The 15,003-nt window shown below is 71.2% G+C and carries 15 protein-coding genes; 8 read left to right on the top strand and 7 right to left on the bottom strand.

Annotated features, from left to right (window positions below; genetic code table 11):
• Nucleotides 1–44: 44 nt before the first annotated feature.
• Genes paaE through paaA form a run of 5 tightly spaced genes read right to left on the bottom strand, consistent with a single transcriptional unit; the run spans nucleotide 45 to nucleotide 3,604 of the window.
• The gene (paaE, locus tag AC5677_RS19315) at nucleotides 45–1,097 is read right to left on the bottom strand and encodes a 1,2-phenylacetyl-CoA epoxidase subunit PaaE (protein ID WP_497196260.1); all 1,053 of its coding nucleotides are present in this window, start codon (nucleotides 1,095–1,097) and stop codon (nucleotides 45–47) included.
• Nucleotides 1,097–1,603 carry a 1,2-phenylacetyl-CoA epoxidase subunit PaaD gene (gene paaD, locus AC5677_RS19310; RefSeq protein ID WP_497196259.1) on the bottom strand — a complete coding sequence of 169 codons (507 nt, stop codon included), beginning with the start codon at nucleotides 1,601–1,603 and terminating at the stop codon, nucleotides 1,097–1,099. Before paaD ends, paaE begins: the two co-directional genes overlap by 1 nt.
• Nucleotides 1,597–2,319: a 1,2-phenylacetyl-CoA epoxidase subunit PaaC gene (paaC, locus tag AC5677_RS19305; protein WP_497196258.1), complete on the bottom strand. Its 723-nt coding sequence runs from the start codon at nucleotides 2,317–2,319 to the stop codon at nucleotides 1,597–1,599. Before paaC ends, paaD begins: the two co-directional genes overlap by 7 nt.
• Nucleotides 2,316–2,657: a 1,2-phenylacetyl-CoA epoxidase subunit PaaB gene (gene paaB / locus AC5677_RS19300; RefSeq protein ID WP_497196257.1), complete on the bottom strand. Its 342-nt coding sequence runs from the start codon at nucleotides 2,655–2,657 to the stop codon at nucleotides 2,316–2,318. The genes paaC and paaB overlap by 4 nt, the downstream gene beginning before the upstream one ends.
• Nucleotides 2,654–3,604, bottom strand: coding sequence for a 1,2-phenylacetyl-CoA epoxidase subunit PaaA (paaA, locus tag AC5677_RS19295; RefSeq protein ID WP_497196256.1), 951 nt, complete (start codon nucleotides 3,602–3,604; stop codon nucleotides 2,654–2,656). The genes paaB and paaA overlap by 4 nt, the downstream gene beginning before the upstream one ends.
• A gap of 177 nt (nucleotides 3,605–3,781) precedes the next feature.
• On the opposite strand from paaA, the gene AC5677_RS19290 reads away from it, so the two are divergent.
• The 3 genes from AC5677_RS19290 to AC5677_RS19280 are packed head-to-tail and all read left to right on the top strand — an operon-like array spanning nucleotide 3,782 to nucleotide 6,461.
• Nucleotides 3,782–4,450 carry a DUF5819 family protein gene (locus AC5677_RS19290; RefSeq protein ID WP_497196255.1) on the top strand — a complete coding sequence of 223 codons (669 nt, stop codon included), beginning with the start codon at nucleotides 3,782–3,784 and terminating at the stop codon, nucleotides 4,448–4,450.
• Nucleotides 4,447–5,775, top strand: coding sequence for an HTTM domain-containing protein (locus AC5677_RS19285; protein ID WP_497196254.1), 1,329 nt, complete (start codon nucleotides 4,447–4,449; stop codon nucleotides 5,773–5,775). The genes AC5677_RS19290 and AC5677_RS19285 overlap by 4 nt, the downstream gene beginning before the upstream one ends.
• Before the next feature lie 17 nt (nucleotides 5,776–5,792).
• On the top strand, nucleotides 5,793–6,461 hold the full coding sequence (locus tag AC5677_RS19280) for a TrmH family RNA methyltransferase (RefSeq protein WP_497196683.1): 669 nt from the start codon (nucleotides 5,793–5,795) through the stop codon (nucleotides 6,459–6,461).
• A 33-nt stretch (nucleotides 6,462–6,494) separates the two neighbouring features.
• Here the strand turns inward: AC5677_RS19280 and paaN are convergent, their stop codons facing one another.
• Nucleotides 6,495–8,207: a phenylacetic acid degradation protein PaaN gene (gene paaN / locus AC5677_RS19275; RefSeq protein ID WP_497196253.1), complete on the bottom strand. Its 1,713-nt coding sequence runs from the start codon at nucleotides 8,205–8,207 to the stop codon at nucleotides 6,495–6,497.
• A 225-nt stretch (nucleotides 8,208–8,432) separates the two neighbouring features.
• On the opposite strand from paaN, the gene AC5677_RS19270 reads away from it, so the two are divergent.
• Nucleotides 8,433–9,953, top strand: a complete 1,521-nt coding sequence (locus AC5677_RS19270; RefSeq protein ID WP_497196252.1) for a 3-hydroxyacyl-CoA dehydrogenase — start codon at nucleotides 8,433–8,435, stop codon at nucleotides 9,951–9,953.
• Nucleotides 9,954–9,955: 2 nt separating this feature from the next.
• Complete coding sequence (locus AC5677_RS19265; protein ID WP_497196251.1) at nucleotides 9,956–10,546, top strand: TetR/AcrR family transcriptional regulator; 591 nt, start codon at nucleotides 9,956–9,958, stop codon at nucleotides 10,544–10,546.
• Between the two features lie 50 nt (nucleotides 10,547–10,596).
• Here AC5677_RS19265 and AC5677_RS19260 read toward each other — a convergent pair whose 3' ends face one another.
• Nucleotides 10,597–11,115, bottom strand: a complete 519-nt coding sequence (locus AC5677_RS19260; RefSeq protein WP_497196250.1) for an Lrp/AsnC family transcriptional regulator — start codon at nucleotides 11,113–11,115, stop codon at nucleotides 10,597–10,599.
• Nucleotides 11,116–11,336: 221 nt separating this feature from the next.
• On the opposite strand from AC5677_RS19260, the gene pdhA reads away from it, so the two are divergent.
• The 3 genes from pdhA to AC5677_RS19245 are packed head-to-tail and all read left to right on the top strand — an operon-like array spanning nucleotide 11,337 to nucleotide 14,925.
• Nucleotides 11,337–12,497 (top strand): pyruvate dehydrogenase (acetyl-transferring) E1 component subunit alpha, encoded by a 1,161-nt coding sequence (gene pdhA / locus AC5677_RS19255; protein WP_497196249.1) that lies wholly within the window; start codon nucleotides 11,337–11,339, stop codon nucleotides 12,495–12,497.
• The gene (locus AC5677_RS19250) at nucleotides 12,494–13,528 is read left to right on the top strand and encodes an alpha-ketoacid dehydrogenase subunit beta (RefSeq protein WP_497196248.1); all 1,035 of its coding nucleotides are present in this window, start codon (nucleotides 12,494–12,496) and stop codon (nucleotides 13,526–13,528) included. The genes pdhA and AC5677_RS19250 overlap by 4 nt, the downstream gene beginning before the upstream one ends.
• Nucleotides 13,528–14,925 (top strand): dihydrolipoamide acetyltransferase family protein, encoded by a 1,398-nt coding sequence (locus AC5677_RS19245; protein ID WP_497196247.1) that lies wholly within the window; start codon nucleotides 13,528–13,530, stop codon nucleotides 14,923–14,925. The genes AC5677_RS19250 and AC5677_RS19245 overlap by 1 nt, the downstream gene beginning before the upstream one ends.
• The last annotated feature ends 78 nt before the right edge of the window (nucleotides 14,926–15,003 follow it).

The following is a 15,003-nucleotide window of genomic DNA, read 5'->3' as shown; positions in this document are numbered from 1 at the left end:
ATGGCGGGGCGGGAAATGTCCTCTGCCGGGCGTGGCGGCCGGTGTCAGCGGTCGAAGTCCAGCTCGACCTTTTCCGTGACCGGGTGTGACTGGCAGGCCAGCACGTATCCGGCGTCCACTTCTTCCGCCTCCAGCGCGAAATTGCGGTCCATGCGTATCTCGCCGGACACCAGATACGCCCGGCAGGTGCCGCACACCCCGCCCTTGCATGCGTACGGCGCGTCCGCGCGATTGCGCAGCACCGCCTCCAGCAGCGATTCACCCTGCTGCACGGACCAGCTGCCGGAGCGTCCGTCGAGGGTGGCGGTCACCGTGCTGTGTGCGGGGGCGGAGGCGGCGGGGGCCGGGGCGGCGGGCGTGGTGCCGGTCTCGACGTGGAAGATCTCTTCGTGGATGCGCGCGCGGGGGACCTTGAGCGCGCGCAGTGCCCGTTCGGAGGCCTGGACCAGGCCGTAGGGGCCGCAGAGGAACCAGCCGTCGACCGAGTCGAGGGTCAGCAGTGTGGGCAGCAGCTCACGCAGCCGTTGTTCGTCCAGGCGTCCGGAGGGCAGACCCGCCTGCTGTTCCTCGCGGGAGAGGGTCTGGATCAGCTGGAAGCGCTCCGGATAGCGGTCCTTGAGGTCGGCCACCTCTTCCAGAAACATCGTCGAGGCTGCCGTGCGGTCGCTGCGGATCAGGCAGAAGCGGGCGTCGGGCTGCCGGGCGAGCAGGGTGGAGACGATGGAGAGCACGGGGGTGATGCCGCTGCCGCCGACGATGCCGACGAAGTGGCCGGGGCGGGGTGCGAGGGTGAACCGGCCGGCCGGGGCCATGACCTCCACGGTGTCGCCGGCTGTGAGTTCCTTGAGGGCGTAGGTGGAGAAGGCGCCGTCCTCGACGAGGCGGATGCCCACGCGCAGTACGGGCTCTTCGGTGGCCGGAGCGCAGATGGAGTAGGTGCGGCGGATCTCCTGGCCGTCGACGGATCTGCGGAGCGCGATGTGCTGGCCGGGGGTGTGCCGGAAGGTCTCGCGCAGTTCGGGCGGGACCGTGAACGTGACGGCCACCGCGTCGTCCGTGAGCCGCTGGATCTCCCGGACCTGGAGCGGGTGGAACATCACAACTCCTTGAAGTGGTCGAAGGGTTCGCGGCAGGTCTCGCAGCGGCGCAGTGCCTTGCATGCCGTGGAGGAGAAGCGGCTGAGCAGGGTGGTGTCGGTGGAGCCGCAGTGCGGGCAGCGGATCGTCAGGTCGACGGTGACGGGGCCGTTTGCCGGTCCGGTGGGGCGTGGTGGGGCGATGCCGAATGCGGCGAGCTTGCGGCGGCCCTCGGCGGTGATGGCGTCCGTGGTCCAGGGCGGGGCCAGGACCGTACGGACCTCGACCTCGGGGATGCCGTTCTCCTGCAGCACCCGCTCTATGTCGGCGGACATCGCCTCGATGGCGGGGCAGCCGGTGTAGGTGGGCGTGAGCTGTACCTCGGCGTGGTCCGGGGCCGTCAGGCGTACGCCGCGCAGCACGCCGAGCTCGGCGAGCGTGAGCACCGGCAGCTCGGGGTCGGGAACGGATCCGGCCAGTGCCAGCAGCTTCTCTTCGAGGGCGGTGAGGGCGGTGGTGGTCACCATGTCGCTCCCGGGTGGCTGCGGTGCAGATGCTGCATCTCGGCGAGCATCCGCCCGAACGGTTCGGTGTGCAGGCCCTGGCGGCCCGCGCCGGCGGTCCAGGCGCCGCGCTGCGGGCCCTGCGGGACGGTGAGTGTGGCGCGTCCCAGGAGTGTGGTGATGCGGGTGGTCCATGTGTCGTGCAGTGCGGGCCAGGGCGCGTCCAGTCCTTCGACCGGTGCGAAGAGCTCGCCGGTGAAGCGCCACAGGGCGTCCAGGCCGCGCTGCATCCGGGCGTGGCTCTCGTCGGTGCCGTCGCCCAGTCGCAGGGTCCACTGTTCGGCGTGGTCGCGGTGGTAGGCGACTTCTTTGACGGCCTTCGCGGCCAGTGGCGCCAGCTCGCTGCCGCCCGCGGCGAGGTGGTCGAACAGCAGCTGCTGGTAGGTGGAGAAGTACAGCTGGCGGGCGATGGTGTGGGCGAAGTCGCCGTTGGGCTGTTCGACGAGCTGGAGGTTGCGGAACTGCCGTTCCTCGCGGAGATAGGCCAGTTCGTCCTCGTCGCCGGCCAGGGAGAGCAGGATGCGGGCCTGGCCGAGCAGGTCCAGGGCGATGTTGGCCAGTGCGACCTCTTCTTCCAGGACGGGGGCGTTGCCGGCCCACTCGCCCAGACGGTGGGAGAGGATCAGGGCGTCGTCCCCGAGGGCCAGGGCCAGGGCCGGGGTGAGGGTGAGGTTCGTCAAAGGTGATGCACCCCGTCCGGGATCTCGTAGAAGGTCGGGTGGCGGTAGGGCTTGTCGCCGGCCGGTTCGAAGAAGGCGTCCTTCTCGTCCGGTGAGGAGGCGGTGACCTGGGCGGAGGGCACCACCCAGATGGAGACGCCCTCCGAGCGGCGGGTGTAGAGATCGCGGGCGTTGCGCAGTGCCATGGCGGCGTCCGGGGCGTGCAGGCTGCCGGCGTGGGTGTGGGAGAGGCCGCGACGGCTGCGTACGAAGACCTCCCACAGGGGCCATTCGGTGGACCGGGCGCTGCCTGCCGCGTCGGCTGCGGGGGTGTCGGCGGCGGGGCGTGGTGTCGTCATCGGTCGGCCTTCCCGTGCTTGGCCGCGTGTGCGGCGGCCGCCTCGCGTACCCAGGCGCCGTCCTCGTGGGCCTGTCGTCTGCGGCTGATCCGGTCTTCGTTGCAGGGGCCGTTGCCTTTGAGGACTTCCCGGAACTCGGCCCAGTCGATGGGGCCGAAGTCCCAGTGGCCGCGCTCGTCGTTCCACGTCAGGTCCGGGTCGGGGAGCGTGAGCCCGAGGACCTCGGCCTGTGGGACGCAGATGTCGACGAAGCGCTGGCGCAGCTCGTCGTTGGAGTGCCGTTTGATCTTCCAGGCCATGGACTGTGCGGAGTGTGCCGATTCGTCGTCCGGCGGGCCGAACATCATCAGGGAGGGCCACCACCAGCGGTTCACCGCGTCCTGTGCCATGGCGTGCTGGGCTTCGGTGCCGCGGCTGAGGGTGAGGAGGAGTTCATAGCCCTGGCGCTGGTGGAAGGACTCCTCCTTGCAGATGCGGACCATGGCGCGGGCGTAGGGGCCGTAGGAGCAGCGGCACAGCGGAACCTGGTTCGTGATCGCCGCGCCGTCCACCAGCCAGCCGATGGCGCCGACGTCGGCCCAGGTCAGGGTCGGGTAGTTGAAGATCGAGGAGTACTTCTGGCGGCCGGTGTGCAGCTTGTCGAGGAGCTCGTCGCGGCCGGTGCCGAGGGTTTCGGCGGCGCTGTAGAGGTAGAGGCCGTGGCCGGCTTCGTCCTGGACCTTGGCCATGAGGATCGCCTTGCGGCGCAGGGACGGCGCACGAGTGATCCAGTTGGCCTCCGGCTGCATGCCGATGATCTCGGAGTGAGCGTGCTGCGCTATTTGGCGTACCAGGGACGAGCGGTAGGCGTCCGGCATCCAGTCACGCGGTTCGATGCGTTCGTCCGCGGCCACGGTGGCGTCGAAGACGGCTTCGAGTGCCGATTCTTCCGGCGCGATCGTCGTCATGTGGTGCCCCCTCGCTCCCGACCGACCGATCGTTCGGTTCAATGGTGAGTGGGTGGGCCGCGGGTGTCAACCCTGAGAAAACTCAGGGGAGGGTGTGCCGGGTGCTGCCGCGTAGGTACCGTTCCGTGGCGGAGTCGGCCGAGTGTCAGCCGAGTGGATTCTGGGAACGGGGCTGGAATGCAGTCATATGGGGACGAAGCGCGGCCGCCCGCCGCGCTCTCGCTGCCCTCGCGGATCATCGTGGGCGTGGCGGCCAGCGCGGGCGCGGTGATCGTCGCGGTCCATCTGGCCATGATGTTCCTGCATGTTGCGCCTCAGAACACGCTCAGCAAGCAGCAGGGCAGCCTGATCGGCGACTACGTCTATCCCGAGTACGAACAGAACTGGAAGCTGTTCGCGCCCAACCCGCTCCAGCAGAACATCGACGTCCAGGTCCGCGCCCAGCTGCGCGGCGCGGACGGCACGCCGCGGACCACCGGCTGGACCGACCTGACCGCCCGCGACGGGGCCGACATCCTCCACAACCCGGTCCCCAGCCACACCCAGCAGAACATGCTGCGCCGCGGCTGGGACTTCTTCCTCAACACGCACACCGCGCAGAACAACCCCGTCGGCATGCGCGGCGAGCTGTCCGAGCGCTACGTCCGGCGCATCGTGATGTACCGCATGGGTGCCGAATGGAAGGCGGACGGCCGCGTCGAACGGATGCAGGTGCGCTCGATGACCACGGCCGTCAGCCCGCCGCCGTGGAGCACGGAGAAGGTCGGCGCCAAGCCCATGTACCGCGTGCTGCCCTGGTGGCAGGTCACCACAGCCGACCTGCCCAAGGGGGCGACGAACAAGTGACGTCACCGACGCCGCAGTCACCGGCCACCGAGCCCCAGGCGCCTCCCGCGCCCCAGCAGTCCCGCATCCCCGAGCCGCCCCTGGAGGAGACCCGCATCGAGCGCGCCATCGGCCGCGGGTTCGCGCAGGTCACCAGCCGGGCGATGGCCCCGTACCAGACCGCTGTCATCCGCATCGGGTTCTCCGCGACCTGGCTGCTCTTCCTGCTGCGGGAGTGGCCCAACCGCCACGCCCTCTACGGCCCCGACAGCCCCTTCAGCCTCGACATGGCCCGCCGGCTGCTCAACGGCAACCACGCCTTCTCCGTGCTGCCGTGGTCGGGCAGCAGCGGCTGGTTCGAGTGCGTCTACCTGCTGGCCATCGTGGCCAGCGCCCTGCTGATGCTGGGCTGGCGCACCCGCACCATGTCGGTGCTCTTCATGATCGGCGTGCTCTCGCTGCAGAACCGCAGCATCTTCCTGGGGGACGGCGGCGACAACGTCATCCACCTGATGTCGATGTATCTCGTGCTCACCCGGTGCGGCCAGGTGTGGTCCCTGGATGCGCGCCGCGCCGAGCGGGCCACGGCGACGGCGCCGGAGGCACCCGCCCGCGACCTGCCCGGCATCCTCCTGTGGACCGTCCTCGGCCTCGCCCTGGCCGTGGCCCAGCTGCTCGGAAAGTACGGCCTCACCTGGTTCGGCAACGGCCCCTTCCCACACATCGGCTGGAGCCTGGCGCTGTGGGGCCTGTGGGCGGTACACGGTCTGTGGTGGGCGGTGCGCCGCTACGCCCCGGGCGAGCCGCGCATCGTCCTGGACATCCTCGCCAAGCTCGCGCACAACGGCGCGCTGCTGGTGATCATGGTCGAGGTGTGCCTGATCTACGCCACCGCGGGCTGGTACAAAATCCAGGGTTCGCGCTGGCAGGACGGCACCGCGGTCTTCTACCCGATGCACCTGGACTACTTCTCCCCCTGGCCGGATCTGTCCCAGGCGCTCGGCAGCAACGGCCTGATGGTCATGCTGCTCACCTACGGCACGGTCATCGTCCAGGTGGCCTTCCCCTTCACCCTCTTCAACCGCCGCCTGAAGAACGTGCTGCTGGTCGCGATGATCTGCGAGCACCTGTCCATCGCGGCCCTGCTCGGGCTGCCGTTCTTCTCCCTCGCGATGATCGCGGCGGATGCGGTCTTCCTGCCGACGAACTTCCTGACCTGGCTCTCCGCCCGGATCTCGGACCTGCGCAAGCGTCTGTTCGGCCGCGACCGCGCGCCCCGGCCCGATGGCGGCGAGCCGGAGGCCCGTACCGACCGCGACGACGATGGCCATACCCTCGTGGGGTGAGCAGCGAGAAAACCGCCCTGGACGGCGAGATCACCGCCCCGGGCACGGAGCCCCTCCAGTACGACGAGGGCTTCGAGCCCAAGATCGGCGTCGGCCCGCACCCGGAGCCCTGGCCACAGGACACCCGCTACGACCCCGAGCTGCTCGCGCACGGCGACCGCCGCAACGTCGTCGACCAGTACCGCTACTGGACGCGTGAGGCGATCGTCGCCGACCTCGACACCCGCCGCCACGACTTCCATGTGGCCGTCGAGAACTGGGGCCACGACTTCAACATCGGCTCGGTCGTGCGGACCGCGAATGCCTTCCTGGCCAAGGAGATTCACATCGTCGGGCAGCGCCGCTGGAACCGCCGCGGCGCCATGGTCACCGACCGCTACCAGCACGTCCGCCATCACCCGGACACCGCCGACCTCACCGCCTGGGCGGCCGCCGAGGAGCTGCCGATCATCGGGATCGACAACCTCCCCGGCGCCGTCCCGCTGGAGACGACCGAGCTGCCGCGCCGCTGCGTGCTGCTCTTCGGTCAGGAAGGGCCGGGGCTGACCGAAGAGGCGCGCCGGCACGCCTCCCTGGTCTGCTCCATCGCGCAGTTCGGCTCGACCCGGTCGATCAACGCGGGCGCCGCGGCCGCCATCGCGATGCACTCCTGGATCGGCCGCCACGCCCGCATCGAGGCCCCCTGACGGGTCTCACGACCCCCTGACGGCCCTGCGGCCTCACGCGGGCCGGCGCACCTCCACCGTACGGAAGCGGTTCGCCACGAACGCGCCGTCGCACAACGCCGCGTTGGCCGCCGGGTTGCCGCCGGAGCCGTGGAAGTCGGAGAACGCCGCCGTCTGGTTCACGTACACGCCACCGGTGAGGTTGAGCGACAGCTGGGCGCACTCCTCCAGGCAGGCGTCCTGGACCAGACGCTCCACCTCGGGGTCGGTGGTGTACGCGCCGACCGTCATGGCGCCCTTGTCCCGTACGGTGCGCCGCAGCAGCTCCACCGCACCGGCCGCCGAGTCCACGGCGACCGCGAAGGACACGGGGCCGAAGCACTCCGACAGATAGGCCGCCTCGGCGTCCGGTTTGGCGCCGTCCAGCTTGACGATCACCGGTGTACGGACCGTGGCCTCCGGGAAGTCGGGATGGGCCACCTCGCGGGAGGCCAGCGCCACCTCGCCCAGCCCGGACGCGGCGTCGATCCGCTCCTTGACCTGCGGATTGACGATCGCGCCCAGCAGGGCGTTGGCCCGCGCGTCATCCCCCAGCAGCCCGCTCACCGCGCCCGAGAGATCGCTGACCACCTCGTCGTACGACTTCGGCCCGGCGTCCGTGGTGATGCCCTCGCGCGGGATCAGCAGATTCTGCGGGGTGGTGCACATCTGGCCGCTGTAGAGCGACAGGGAGAACGCCAGGTTGGCGAGCATGCCCTTGTAGTCGTCGGTGGAGTCGATGACGACGGTGTTGACGCCGGCCTTCTCCGTGAAGACCTGCGCCTGGCGGGCGTGCGTCTCCAGCCAGTCGCCGAAGGCGGTCGAGCCGGTGTAGTCGATGATGCGGATCTCGGGGCGCACGGCCAGCGTCTTGGCCAGGCCCTCGCCCGGCTTGTCGACGGCCAGGCACACCAGGTCGGCGGGGAACCCGGCCTCGGTGAGCACCTCGCGCGCCACCCGGACGGTGAGCGCCAGCGGCAGTACGGCCCGCGGATGCGGCTTGACCAGCACCGGGTTGCCGGTGGCTAGCGAGGCGAACAGGCCCGGATAGCCGTTCCAGGTGGGGAAGGTGTTGCAGCCGATCACCAGGGCGACGCCACGCGGCACGGCGGTGAAGGACTTGGTCAGCTCCAGCGGCTCGCGCTTGCCCTGCGGCTTGGACCAGGGGGCCTGCCCCGGGGTGCGGACCTGCTCGGCGTATGCGTACGCCACCGCCTCCAAGCCGCGGTCCTGGGCATGGGGCCCGCCCGCCTGGAACGCCATCATGAAGGCCTGTCCGCTGGTGTGCATCACGGCCTGCGCGAACTCATGGGTGCGCGCGCTGATCCGCGCGAGGATCTCCAGGCACACCGCCGCCCGCGCCTCGGGACCGGCGTCCCGCCAGGCGGGGATCGCGGCGCGCATGGCGGGCAGCAGGACATCCGCGTCCGGGTGCGGATAGCTGATGCCCAGCTCCGGGCCGTACGGGGAGACCTCCTCGCCCGTCCAGTCGTCCGTGCCGGGCTGGTCCAGCGCGAAGCGCTTGCCGCGCAGCGCCTCGAATGCGGCCAGGCCGTCCTGGGCGCCGCTCTCGCCGTACGCCTTGGGGTGCTCGGGGTGCGGGGACCAGTACGCGCGGGTACGGATCGCCTCGAGCGCCTGGTCGAGGGTGGGGCGGTGCCTGTCGAGCAACTGCTCTGCGGTCAGTTGCGCCGGGGCCGGTTGCGCTGCGGTCACTTCGGTGGCCATCGATGACCAACTCCTCGTCGAGCCGGGCGGAAAGCGGATGAGGCGGTGAGATCGGAACCAGAGACAAAGATCGGAACCAGGGCCGGAAACCGGAGCCGAGGCCGGAGACCGGAGCCAAGGACTGGGAGCGGATGTCCCAACGGAGTTAGAGTAACCGAACGATCGGTCGGGGCAAGAGGGTCCCGCATGCCTGTGGGCAACTCGGGTCGGGGAGGATCAATCGCCATGACGGCAATCGGGACCGGCAGCACGGTGGCAGTGGTGGGCACGGGCACCATGGGGCAGGGAATCGCGCAGGTGGCGCTGGTCGCCGGGCACCGCGTACGGCTCTACGACGCGGCCCCGGAGCGCGCCCCACAGGCCGCCGCGGCCATCGGCCGGCGGCTGGACCGGCTCGCCGAAAAAGGCCGGATCACACCGCAGGAACGGGACGCCGCCCGCGACCGCCTCTCCCCCGCGGCCTCCCTCGCCGAGCTGGCCGACGCCGCGCTGGTCGTCGAGGCGATCCTGGAACAACTCCCCGCCAAACAGGAGCTGTTCACCGCCCTGGAGGACGTCGTGGCGGCCGACTGCCTGCTGGCCACGAACACCTCGTCCCTGTCCGTCACCGCCGTCGCGGGCGCGCTGCGCCACCCCGGCCGCGTCGTGGGCCTGCACTTCTTCAACCCCGCGCCGCTGCTCCCCCTGGTCGAGGTCATCAGCGGCTTCGCCACCGACGAGCGAGCCGTCACCACCGCGTTCGACACCGCCGCCGCCTGGGGCAAGACCCCGGTGCGCTGCGCGGACACCCCCGGGTTCATCGTCAACCGCATCGCTCGGCCCTTCTACGCCGAGGCCTTGCGCGCCTATGAGGAGCGGGTAGCCGACCCCGCCACCATCGACGCCGTACTGCGCGACGGCACGGGCTTCAAGATGGGCCCGTTCGAGCTGACCGACCTCATCGGGCAGGACGTGAACGAGGCGGTCACCCACTCGGTGTGGACGTCGTTCTTCCAGGATCCGAAGTTCGCGCCCTCGCTGGCGCAGCGGCGCCTGGTGGAGGCCGGGCTGCACGGCCGGAAGTCCGGGCGCGGCTGGTTCGACTACGCCGAGGGGGCGCGGCGCCCCGCCCCGCAGACCGCCGCGCCGTGTCCCGCTCCGGAGGCCGTCGGCCTGCACGCGCAGCTGCCCGGCCCCGCCGCCGTGCTGCGCGAGCTGATCGAAGAGGCCGGCATCAAGATCACTCAGGACCGGACGGCGGGGGAGTCCGGGGGCTTCCTCCGGCTGCCCGGCGGGGCCCGCCTGGCGCTGACGGACGGCCGTCCGGCGATGAGCGCGGCGCACGGCCGCTGCATCCGGTTCGATCTCTCGATGGACTACCGGGCCGCGACGCGAATCGCGCTGGCCGCTGCGCAGGGCGCCTCGGAGGCGGACCTCGCGGAGGCGGTGGGGCTCTTCCAGGCGCTCGGCAAAGAGGTGAGCGTCATCCAGGACGTGCCGGGCATGATCGTCGCTCGTACGATCGCGATGATCGTGGACTTCGCCGTGGATGCGGCGGCCCGCGAGGTGGCGACGCCGGACGACATCGACACCGCGATGCGACTGGGCGTGAATTACCCCGGTGGCCCCATGGAGTGGGCCGGGCGACTCGGCGCCGGATGGGTGTGGGACCTGCTGGATTCGATGTACCACCACAATGCCGGTGGCCGCTACGCACCGTCGTGGGCCCTCAGGCGCCGTGCGGACCTGGAGGGACAGGTGCTCTAATCATGACCATGGCCAAGCGCGACACGTACACGCCCGATTCGCTGCTCGCGGTCGCCGTCGGGGTGTTCAACGAGCGCGGATACGACGGCACCTCCATGGAGCACCTCTCCAAGGCGGCCGGGATCTCGAAGTCCTCGATCTACCACCATGTGCGCAGCAAGGAAGAGCTGCTCCGCCGGGCGATAAGCCGCGCCCTGGACGGGCTGTTCGGCGTCCTGGCGGAGCCGGGCGCCGTCGAGGGACGGGCGATCGAGCGGCTGGAGTACGTCACCCGGCGCGAGGCCGAGGTGCTGATGGACGAACTCCCCTATGTGACGCTGCTGTTGCGCGTGCGCGGGAACACCGACACGGAGCGGTGGGCCATGGAGCGCCGCCGCGAGTTCGACCATGAGGTCGCCGACCTGCTCAAGCAGGCGGCCGCCGACGGTGATCTGCGGGACGACGTCGACATCCGGCTGGCCACCCGGCTGCTCTTCGGCATGATCAACTCGATTGTGGAGTGGTACCGGCCGGGACGCGGCGGCGCGGCGAGCCGGGACGAGGTGGCCGAGGGCGTGGTGCGGACGGCGTTCGCGGGGCTGCGCAAGAGCTGAGGGGCGGCCGGGGCGCACGGGGGCTCGGGTGCCGTGGGACGGCCCGCGCGCTACTCCTCCTCCGGCCCCAGTTCGGTCTCCTCGAAGACCAGCAGGGTGCGGGTGCTGAGCACCTCCGGGATCGACTGGATACGGGTGAGGACCAGCTCCCGCAGCTCCCGGTTGTCCTTGGTGTGGACCAGCAGCAGTACGTCGAAATCGCCGCTGACCAGCGCGATGTGAGACGCCCCGGGAAGCGCCGTGAGCTGTTTGCGCACGGTCCGCCAGGAGTTCTGCACGATCTTCAGCGTGATGTATGCGGAGGCGCCCTGACCTGCGCGTTCCTGGTCCACGAGGGCGCTGAAGCCGCGTATGACGCCGTCGTCGATCAGCCGGTTGATGCGGGCGTAGGCGTTGGCCCGCGAGACATGGACCTGTTCGGCGACGGAGCGTATCGAGGCGCGGCCGTCGGTCTGCAGCATCCGCAGGATCGCGCGGTCGACGGTGTCCAGCGGGCGCGCGGGCGGGACCGGTGGGGCGGACTCCGCCGACGGCCGGCCGCCAGGATTGGCCATCTGTTCGTCCCGCATATGGTCCCGCCTCCCCGTTGTGGACGTCCTGCATTCATCTCAAGCTGTGGAGAACCGTTTGTCCACAGGCTGAGTCCGGCTGTAGCCAAAATGCATCGGCGACCGAACAATCGGTAGGGAAGGGCTCACCCGCCCCGACCGGATGCATCCTGCCCCTGAGTCGCCCGCCACCACCCCATCAGGCGCCTCGCGCCGCCCTTCGATCCGAGGAGGTGCTCGTCATGACGGTCCTTGAGCAGCCCGGCAGCAGCAGGAACAAGAGCGCTCTGCCCGGCCCGCCGCCCGACTGGCGGCCGCGTGTCGACCCCGGGCCCCTCCTGCCCGACTCCGAGCCGTACCGCCTCCTGGGGACGGACGCCGCCCACGGCCTCGATGCCGGCCTGCTCAAGCGGCTCTACGTCCAGCTGGTGCGCGGCCGCCGCTACAACGCCCAGGCCACGGCCCTGACGCGCCAGGGGCGGCTGGCGGTCTATCCGTCCTCCACCGGCCAGGAGGCCTGCCAGGTCGCCGCCGCGCTGGCCCTGGAGGAGCGCGACTGGCTCTTCCCCAGCTACCGCGACACCCTCGCCGCCGTGGCCCGCGGCCTCGACCCCGTACAGGCGCTGACCCTGCTGCGCGGCGACTGGCACACGGGGTACGACCCGCGCGAGCACCGCATCGCCCCGCTGTGCACCCCGCTGGCCACTCAGCTCCCGCATGCCGTGGGCCTGGCGCACGCAGCGCGCCTCAAGGGCGACGACGTGGTGGCGCTGGCCATGGTGGGCGACGGCGGCACCAGCGAGGGCGACTTCCACGAGGCACTGAATTTCGCGGCGGTCTGGCAGGCGCCGGTCGTCTTCCTCGTCCAGAACAACGGCTTCGCGATCTCCGTGCCGCTCGCCAAGCAGTCCGCCGCTCCCTCGCTGGCCCACAAGGCCGTCGGTTACGGAATGCCGGGCCGCCTGGTGGACGGCAATGACGCTCCCGCCCTGCACGAGGTCCTCAGCGACGCCGTACGGCGCGCCCGCAGAGGCGGCGGCCCCACCCTGATCGAGGCCGTCACGTACCGCATCGAGGCGCACACCAACGCCGACGACGCCACCCGCTACCGCACCGACACCGAGGTCGAGACCTGGCGGGCGCATGACCCGATAGCCCTTCTGGAGCACGAACTGACCACCCGCGATCTGCTGACCGACGCCTTCGTCGGCGCCACCCGGGAGGGCGCCGAGCAGCTGGCGGCCGACCTGCGGGAGCGGATGAACGCGGACCCGGTGCTCGACCCGATGGACCTGTTCACCCACGTCCACGCCGAGCAGACCAGCCAACTGCGCGAACAGGCGGCCCAGTTGCGCGCCGAGCTGGACGCCGAGGAGACCCCCGCCCAGGAGGCCAGGCCATGACGACCACCGCTCCGACGGCCACCCGCAAGCCCGCCACCATGGCGCAGGCGCTGACCCGCGCGCTGCACGACGCCATGGCCGAGGACCCCACGGTCCATCTCATGGGCGAGGACGTCGGCGCCCTCGGCGGCGTGTTCCGGGTCACCGACGGGCTGGCCAAGGAGTTCGGCGAGGACCGCTGCAGCGACACCCCGCTCGCCGAGGCCGGCATCCTCGGCACGGCCGTCGGCATGGCCATGTACGGGCTGCGGCCGGTCGTGGAGATGCAGTTCGACGCGTTCGCCTACCCGGCGTTCGAGCAGCTCATCAGCCATGTCGCCCGGATGCGCAACCGCACCCGGGGCGCGCTGCCGATGCCACTGACCATCCGGATCCCCTACGGCGGCGGGATCGGCGGCGTCGAGCACCACAGCGACTCCTCCGAGGCGTACTACATGGCCACCCCCGGCCTCCAGGTGGTCACTCCGGCGACCGTCGCGGACGCCTACGGGCTGCTGCGCGCCGCCATCGCCTCCGACGACCCGGTCGTCTTCATGGAGCCCAAGCGGCTGTACTGGTCCAAGGACGACTGGTCGCCCGACGCCCCCACCCAGGTCGCCCCCATAGGCCGCGCCGAGATCCGGCGCCGCGGCGAGAGCGCCACGCTGATCACCTACGGTCCGTCGTTGCCGGTCTGCCTGGAGGCCGCCGAGGCTGCCCGTGCCGAGGGCTGGGACCTGGAGGTCCTCGATCTGCGCTCGCTGATGCCCTTCGACGACGAGGCGGTCTGTGCGTCGGTACGGCGTACCGGGCGCGCGGTGGTCGTCCATGAGTCGACCGGATTCGGCGGCCCCGGCGGCGAGATCGCCGCGCGGATCACCGAGCGCTGCTTCCATCACCTGGAGGCGCCGGTGCTGCGGGTGGCCGGCTTCGACATCCCGTATCCGCCGCCCATGCTGGAACGGCACCATCTGCCGGGCGTGGACCGGATCCTGGACACCGTCGCCCGTCTCCAATGGGAGTCGGACTGGACCGAGGGACGTGGTGAGTGATGGCCGTGGTCCGCGAGTTCACCCTGCCCGACCTGGGCGAAGGCCTCACCGAGGCGACGATCGTGCAGTGGCTGGTCGAGGTCGGCCAGGTGGTGGCGGTCGACCAGCCGGTGGTGGAGGTGGAGACCGCCAAGGCGATGGTGGAGGTGCCGTGCCCGTACGGGGGCGTGGTCACCGCCCGCTTCGGTGACGAGGGCGTCGAGGTCCCGGTGGGAGCGCCGCTGGTGACGGTGGCCGTGGGCGCGTTGCCGGAAGACCTGGCGGGCGAGGGCCCGGCGAACGAGGGCCCGGCGGGTGAAGCCGAGGGGACCGCTTCCCCCGGCACCGGAGCCGCAGTGCCGCAGGAGCCGGCCGGCTCGGGGAATGTGCTGGTCGGCTACGGGACGAGCGCGGCCGCGGCGCGGCGGCCGAGGATCCGGCCGGGGGGTGCGCGCCCGGACAACGGCGTACCGGGTCCGCCCGAGCCGGCGCCGGAGCCCGTCGCCCCCGCGGCTCCCGACAGTCGTACGGTGGCCGTCATCTCGCCACTGGTGCGCCGGATAGCGCGGGAAAGCGGCCTGGACCTGCGGGAATTGAGCGGGTCCGGGCGGGACGGGCTGATTCTGCGATCGGACGTTGAGCGGGCGATCCGGGAGCGGGAGCAGGCCCAGGCGGCGGCCTCCGTGACGGGCGTGGTGGGGGCCGCGTCCGCCGCCGGGGCCGTACCGCAGGCCGAGCGCATCCCGCTGAAGGGGATGCGGGGCGCCGCCGCCGAGAAGTTCAGCCGCAGCCGCCGCGAGATCCCGGACGCCACCTGCTGGGTGGACGCCGACGCCACCGAACTTCTGGCCGCCCGAAAGGCGATGAACGTCCCCGGGGCCCCGGCGGTCTCCCTGCTCGCGCTGCTGGCCCGGATCTGCACGGCCGCACTGGCGCGCTACCCCGAGCTCAACGCCACCGTCGACACCACGACCCGGGAGATCGTCCGGCTGCCCGCCGTCCACCTGGGCTTCGCCGCGCAGACCGACCGCGGCCTGGTCGTCCCGGTGGTACGCGACGCCCACACCCGTACGGTCGAGGAGCTGTCCGCCGAGATGGCCCGGCTCACCGCGACCGCCCGGTCCGGTGGCCTGTCCCCGGCCGAGCTGACCCACGGCACCTTCACCCTCAACAACTACGGCGTCTTCGGGGTCGACGGCTCCACGCCGATCCTCAACCACCCCGAGGCCGCGATGCTCGGCGTCGGCCGGATAGCCGCCAAGCCCTGGGTGCACGAGGGCGAACTGGCCGTCCGGCAGGTCGTCCAGCTGTCGTTCACCTTCGATCACCGGGTGTGCGACGGTGCCACGGCCGGCGGTTTCCTGCGGTTCGTCGCCGACTGTGTGGAGCAACCGGCGCTGCTGCTGCGCGCCCTGTGAGCCGGCGCCGCGCCCCGTTGTGCGCGGTCGCGGCCCCGTGACGGCCAGGGCCACATCCCTGGCCGCGACACCTGTGTG

The organism is Streptomyces sp. JLSY215 (assembly GCF_059682825.1).
This window is presented reverse-complemented; position numbering and strand designations above follow the sequence as displayed.

Coding starts and splice junctions, on each gene's coding strand:
- paaE (WP_497196260.1), bottom strand. CDS start 1,097: ATGTTCCACCCGCTCCAGGTCCGGGAGATCCAGCGGCTCACGGACGAC.
- paaD (WP_497196259.1), bottom strand. CDS start 1,603: ATGGTGACCACCACCGCCCTCACCGCCCTCGAAGAGAAGCTGCTGGCA.
- paaB (WP_497196257.1), bottom strand. CDS start 2,657: ATGACGACACCACGCCCCGCCGCCGACACCCCCGCAGCCGACGCGGCA.
- paaA (WP_497196256.1), bottom strand. CDS start 3,604: ATGACGACGATCGCGCCGGAAGAATCGGCACTCGAAGCCGTCTTCGAC.
- AC5677_RS19290 (WP_497196255.1), top strand. CDS start 3,782: ATGCAGTCATATGGGGACGAAGCGCGGCCGCCCGCCGCGCTCTCGCTG.
- paaN (WP_497196253.1), bottom strand. CDS start 8,207: ATGGCCACCGAAGTGACCGCAGCGCAACCGGCCCCGGCGCAACTGACC.
- AC5677_RS19270 (WP_497196252.1), top strand. CDS start 8,433: ATGACGGCAATCGGGACCGGCAGCACGGTGGCAGTGGTGGGCACGGGC.
- AC5677_RS19265 (WP_497196251.1), top strand. CDS start 9,956: ATGACCATGGCCAAGCGCGACACGTACACGCCCGATTCGCTGCTCGCG.
- AC5677_RS19260 (WP_497196250.1), bottom strand. CDS start 11,115: ATGCGGGACGAACAGATGGCCAATCCTGGCGGCCGGCCGTCGGCGGAG.
- pdhA (WP_497196249.1), top strand. CDS start 11,337: ATGACGGTCCTTGAGCAGCCCGGCAGCAGCAGGAACAAGAGCGCTCTG.
- AC5677_RS19250 (WP_497196248.1), top strand. CDS start 12,494: ATGACGACCACCGCTCCGACGGCCACCCGCAAGCCCGCCACCATGGCG.
- AC5677_RS19245 (WP_497196247.1), top strand. CDS start 13,528: ATGGCCGTGGTCCGCGAGTTCACCCTGCCCGACCTGGGCGAAGGCCTC.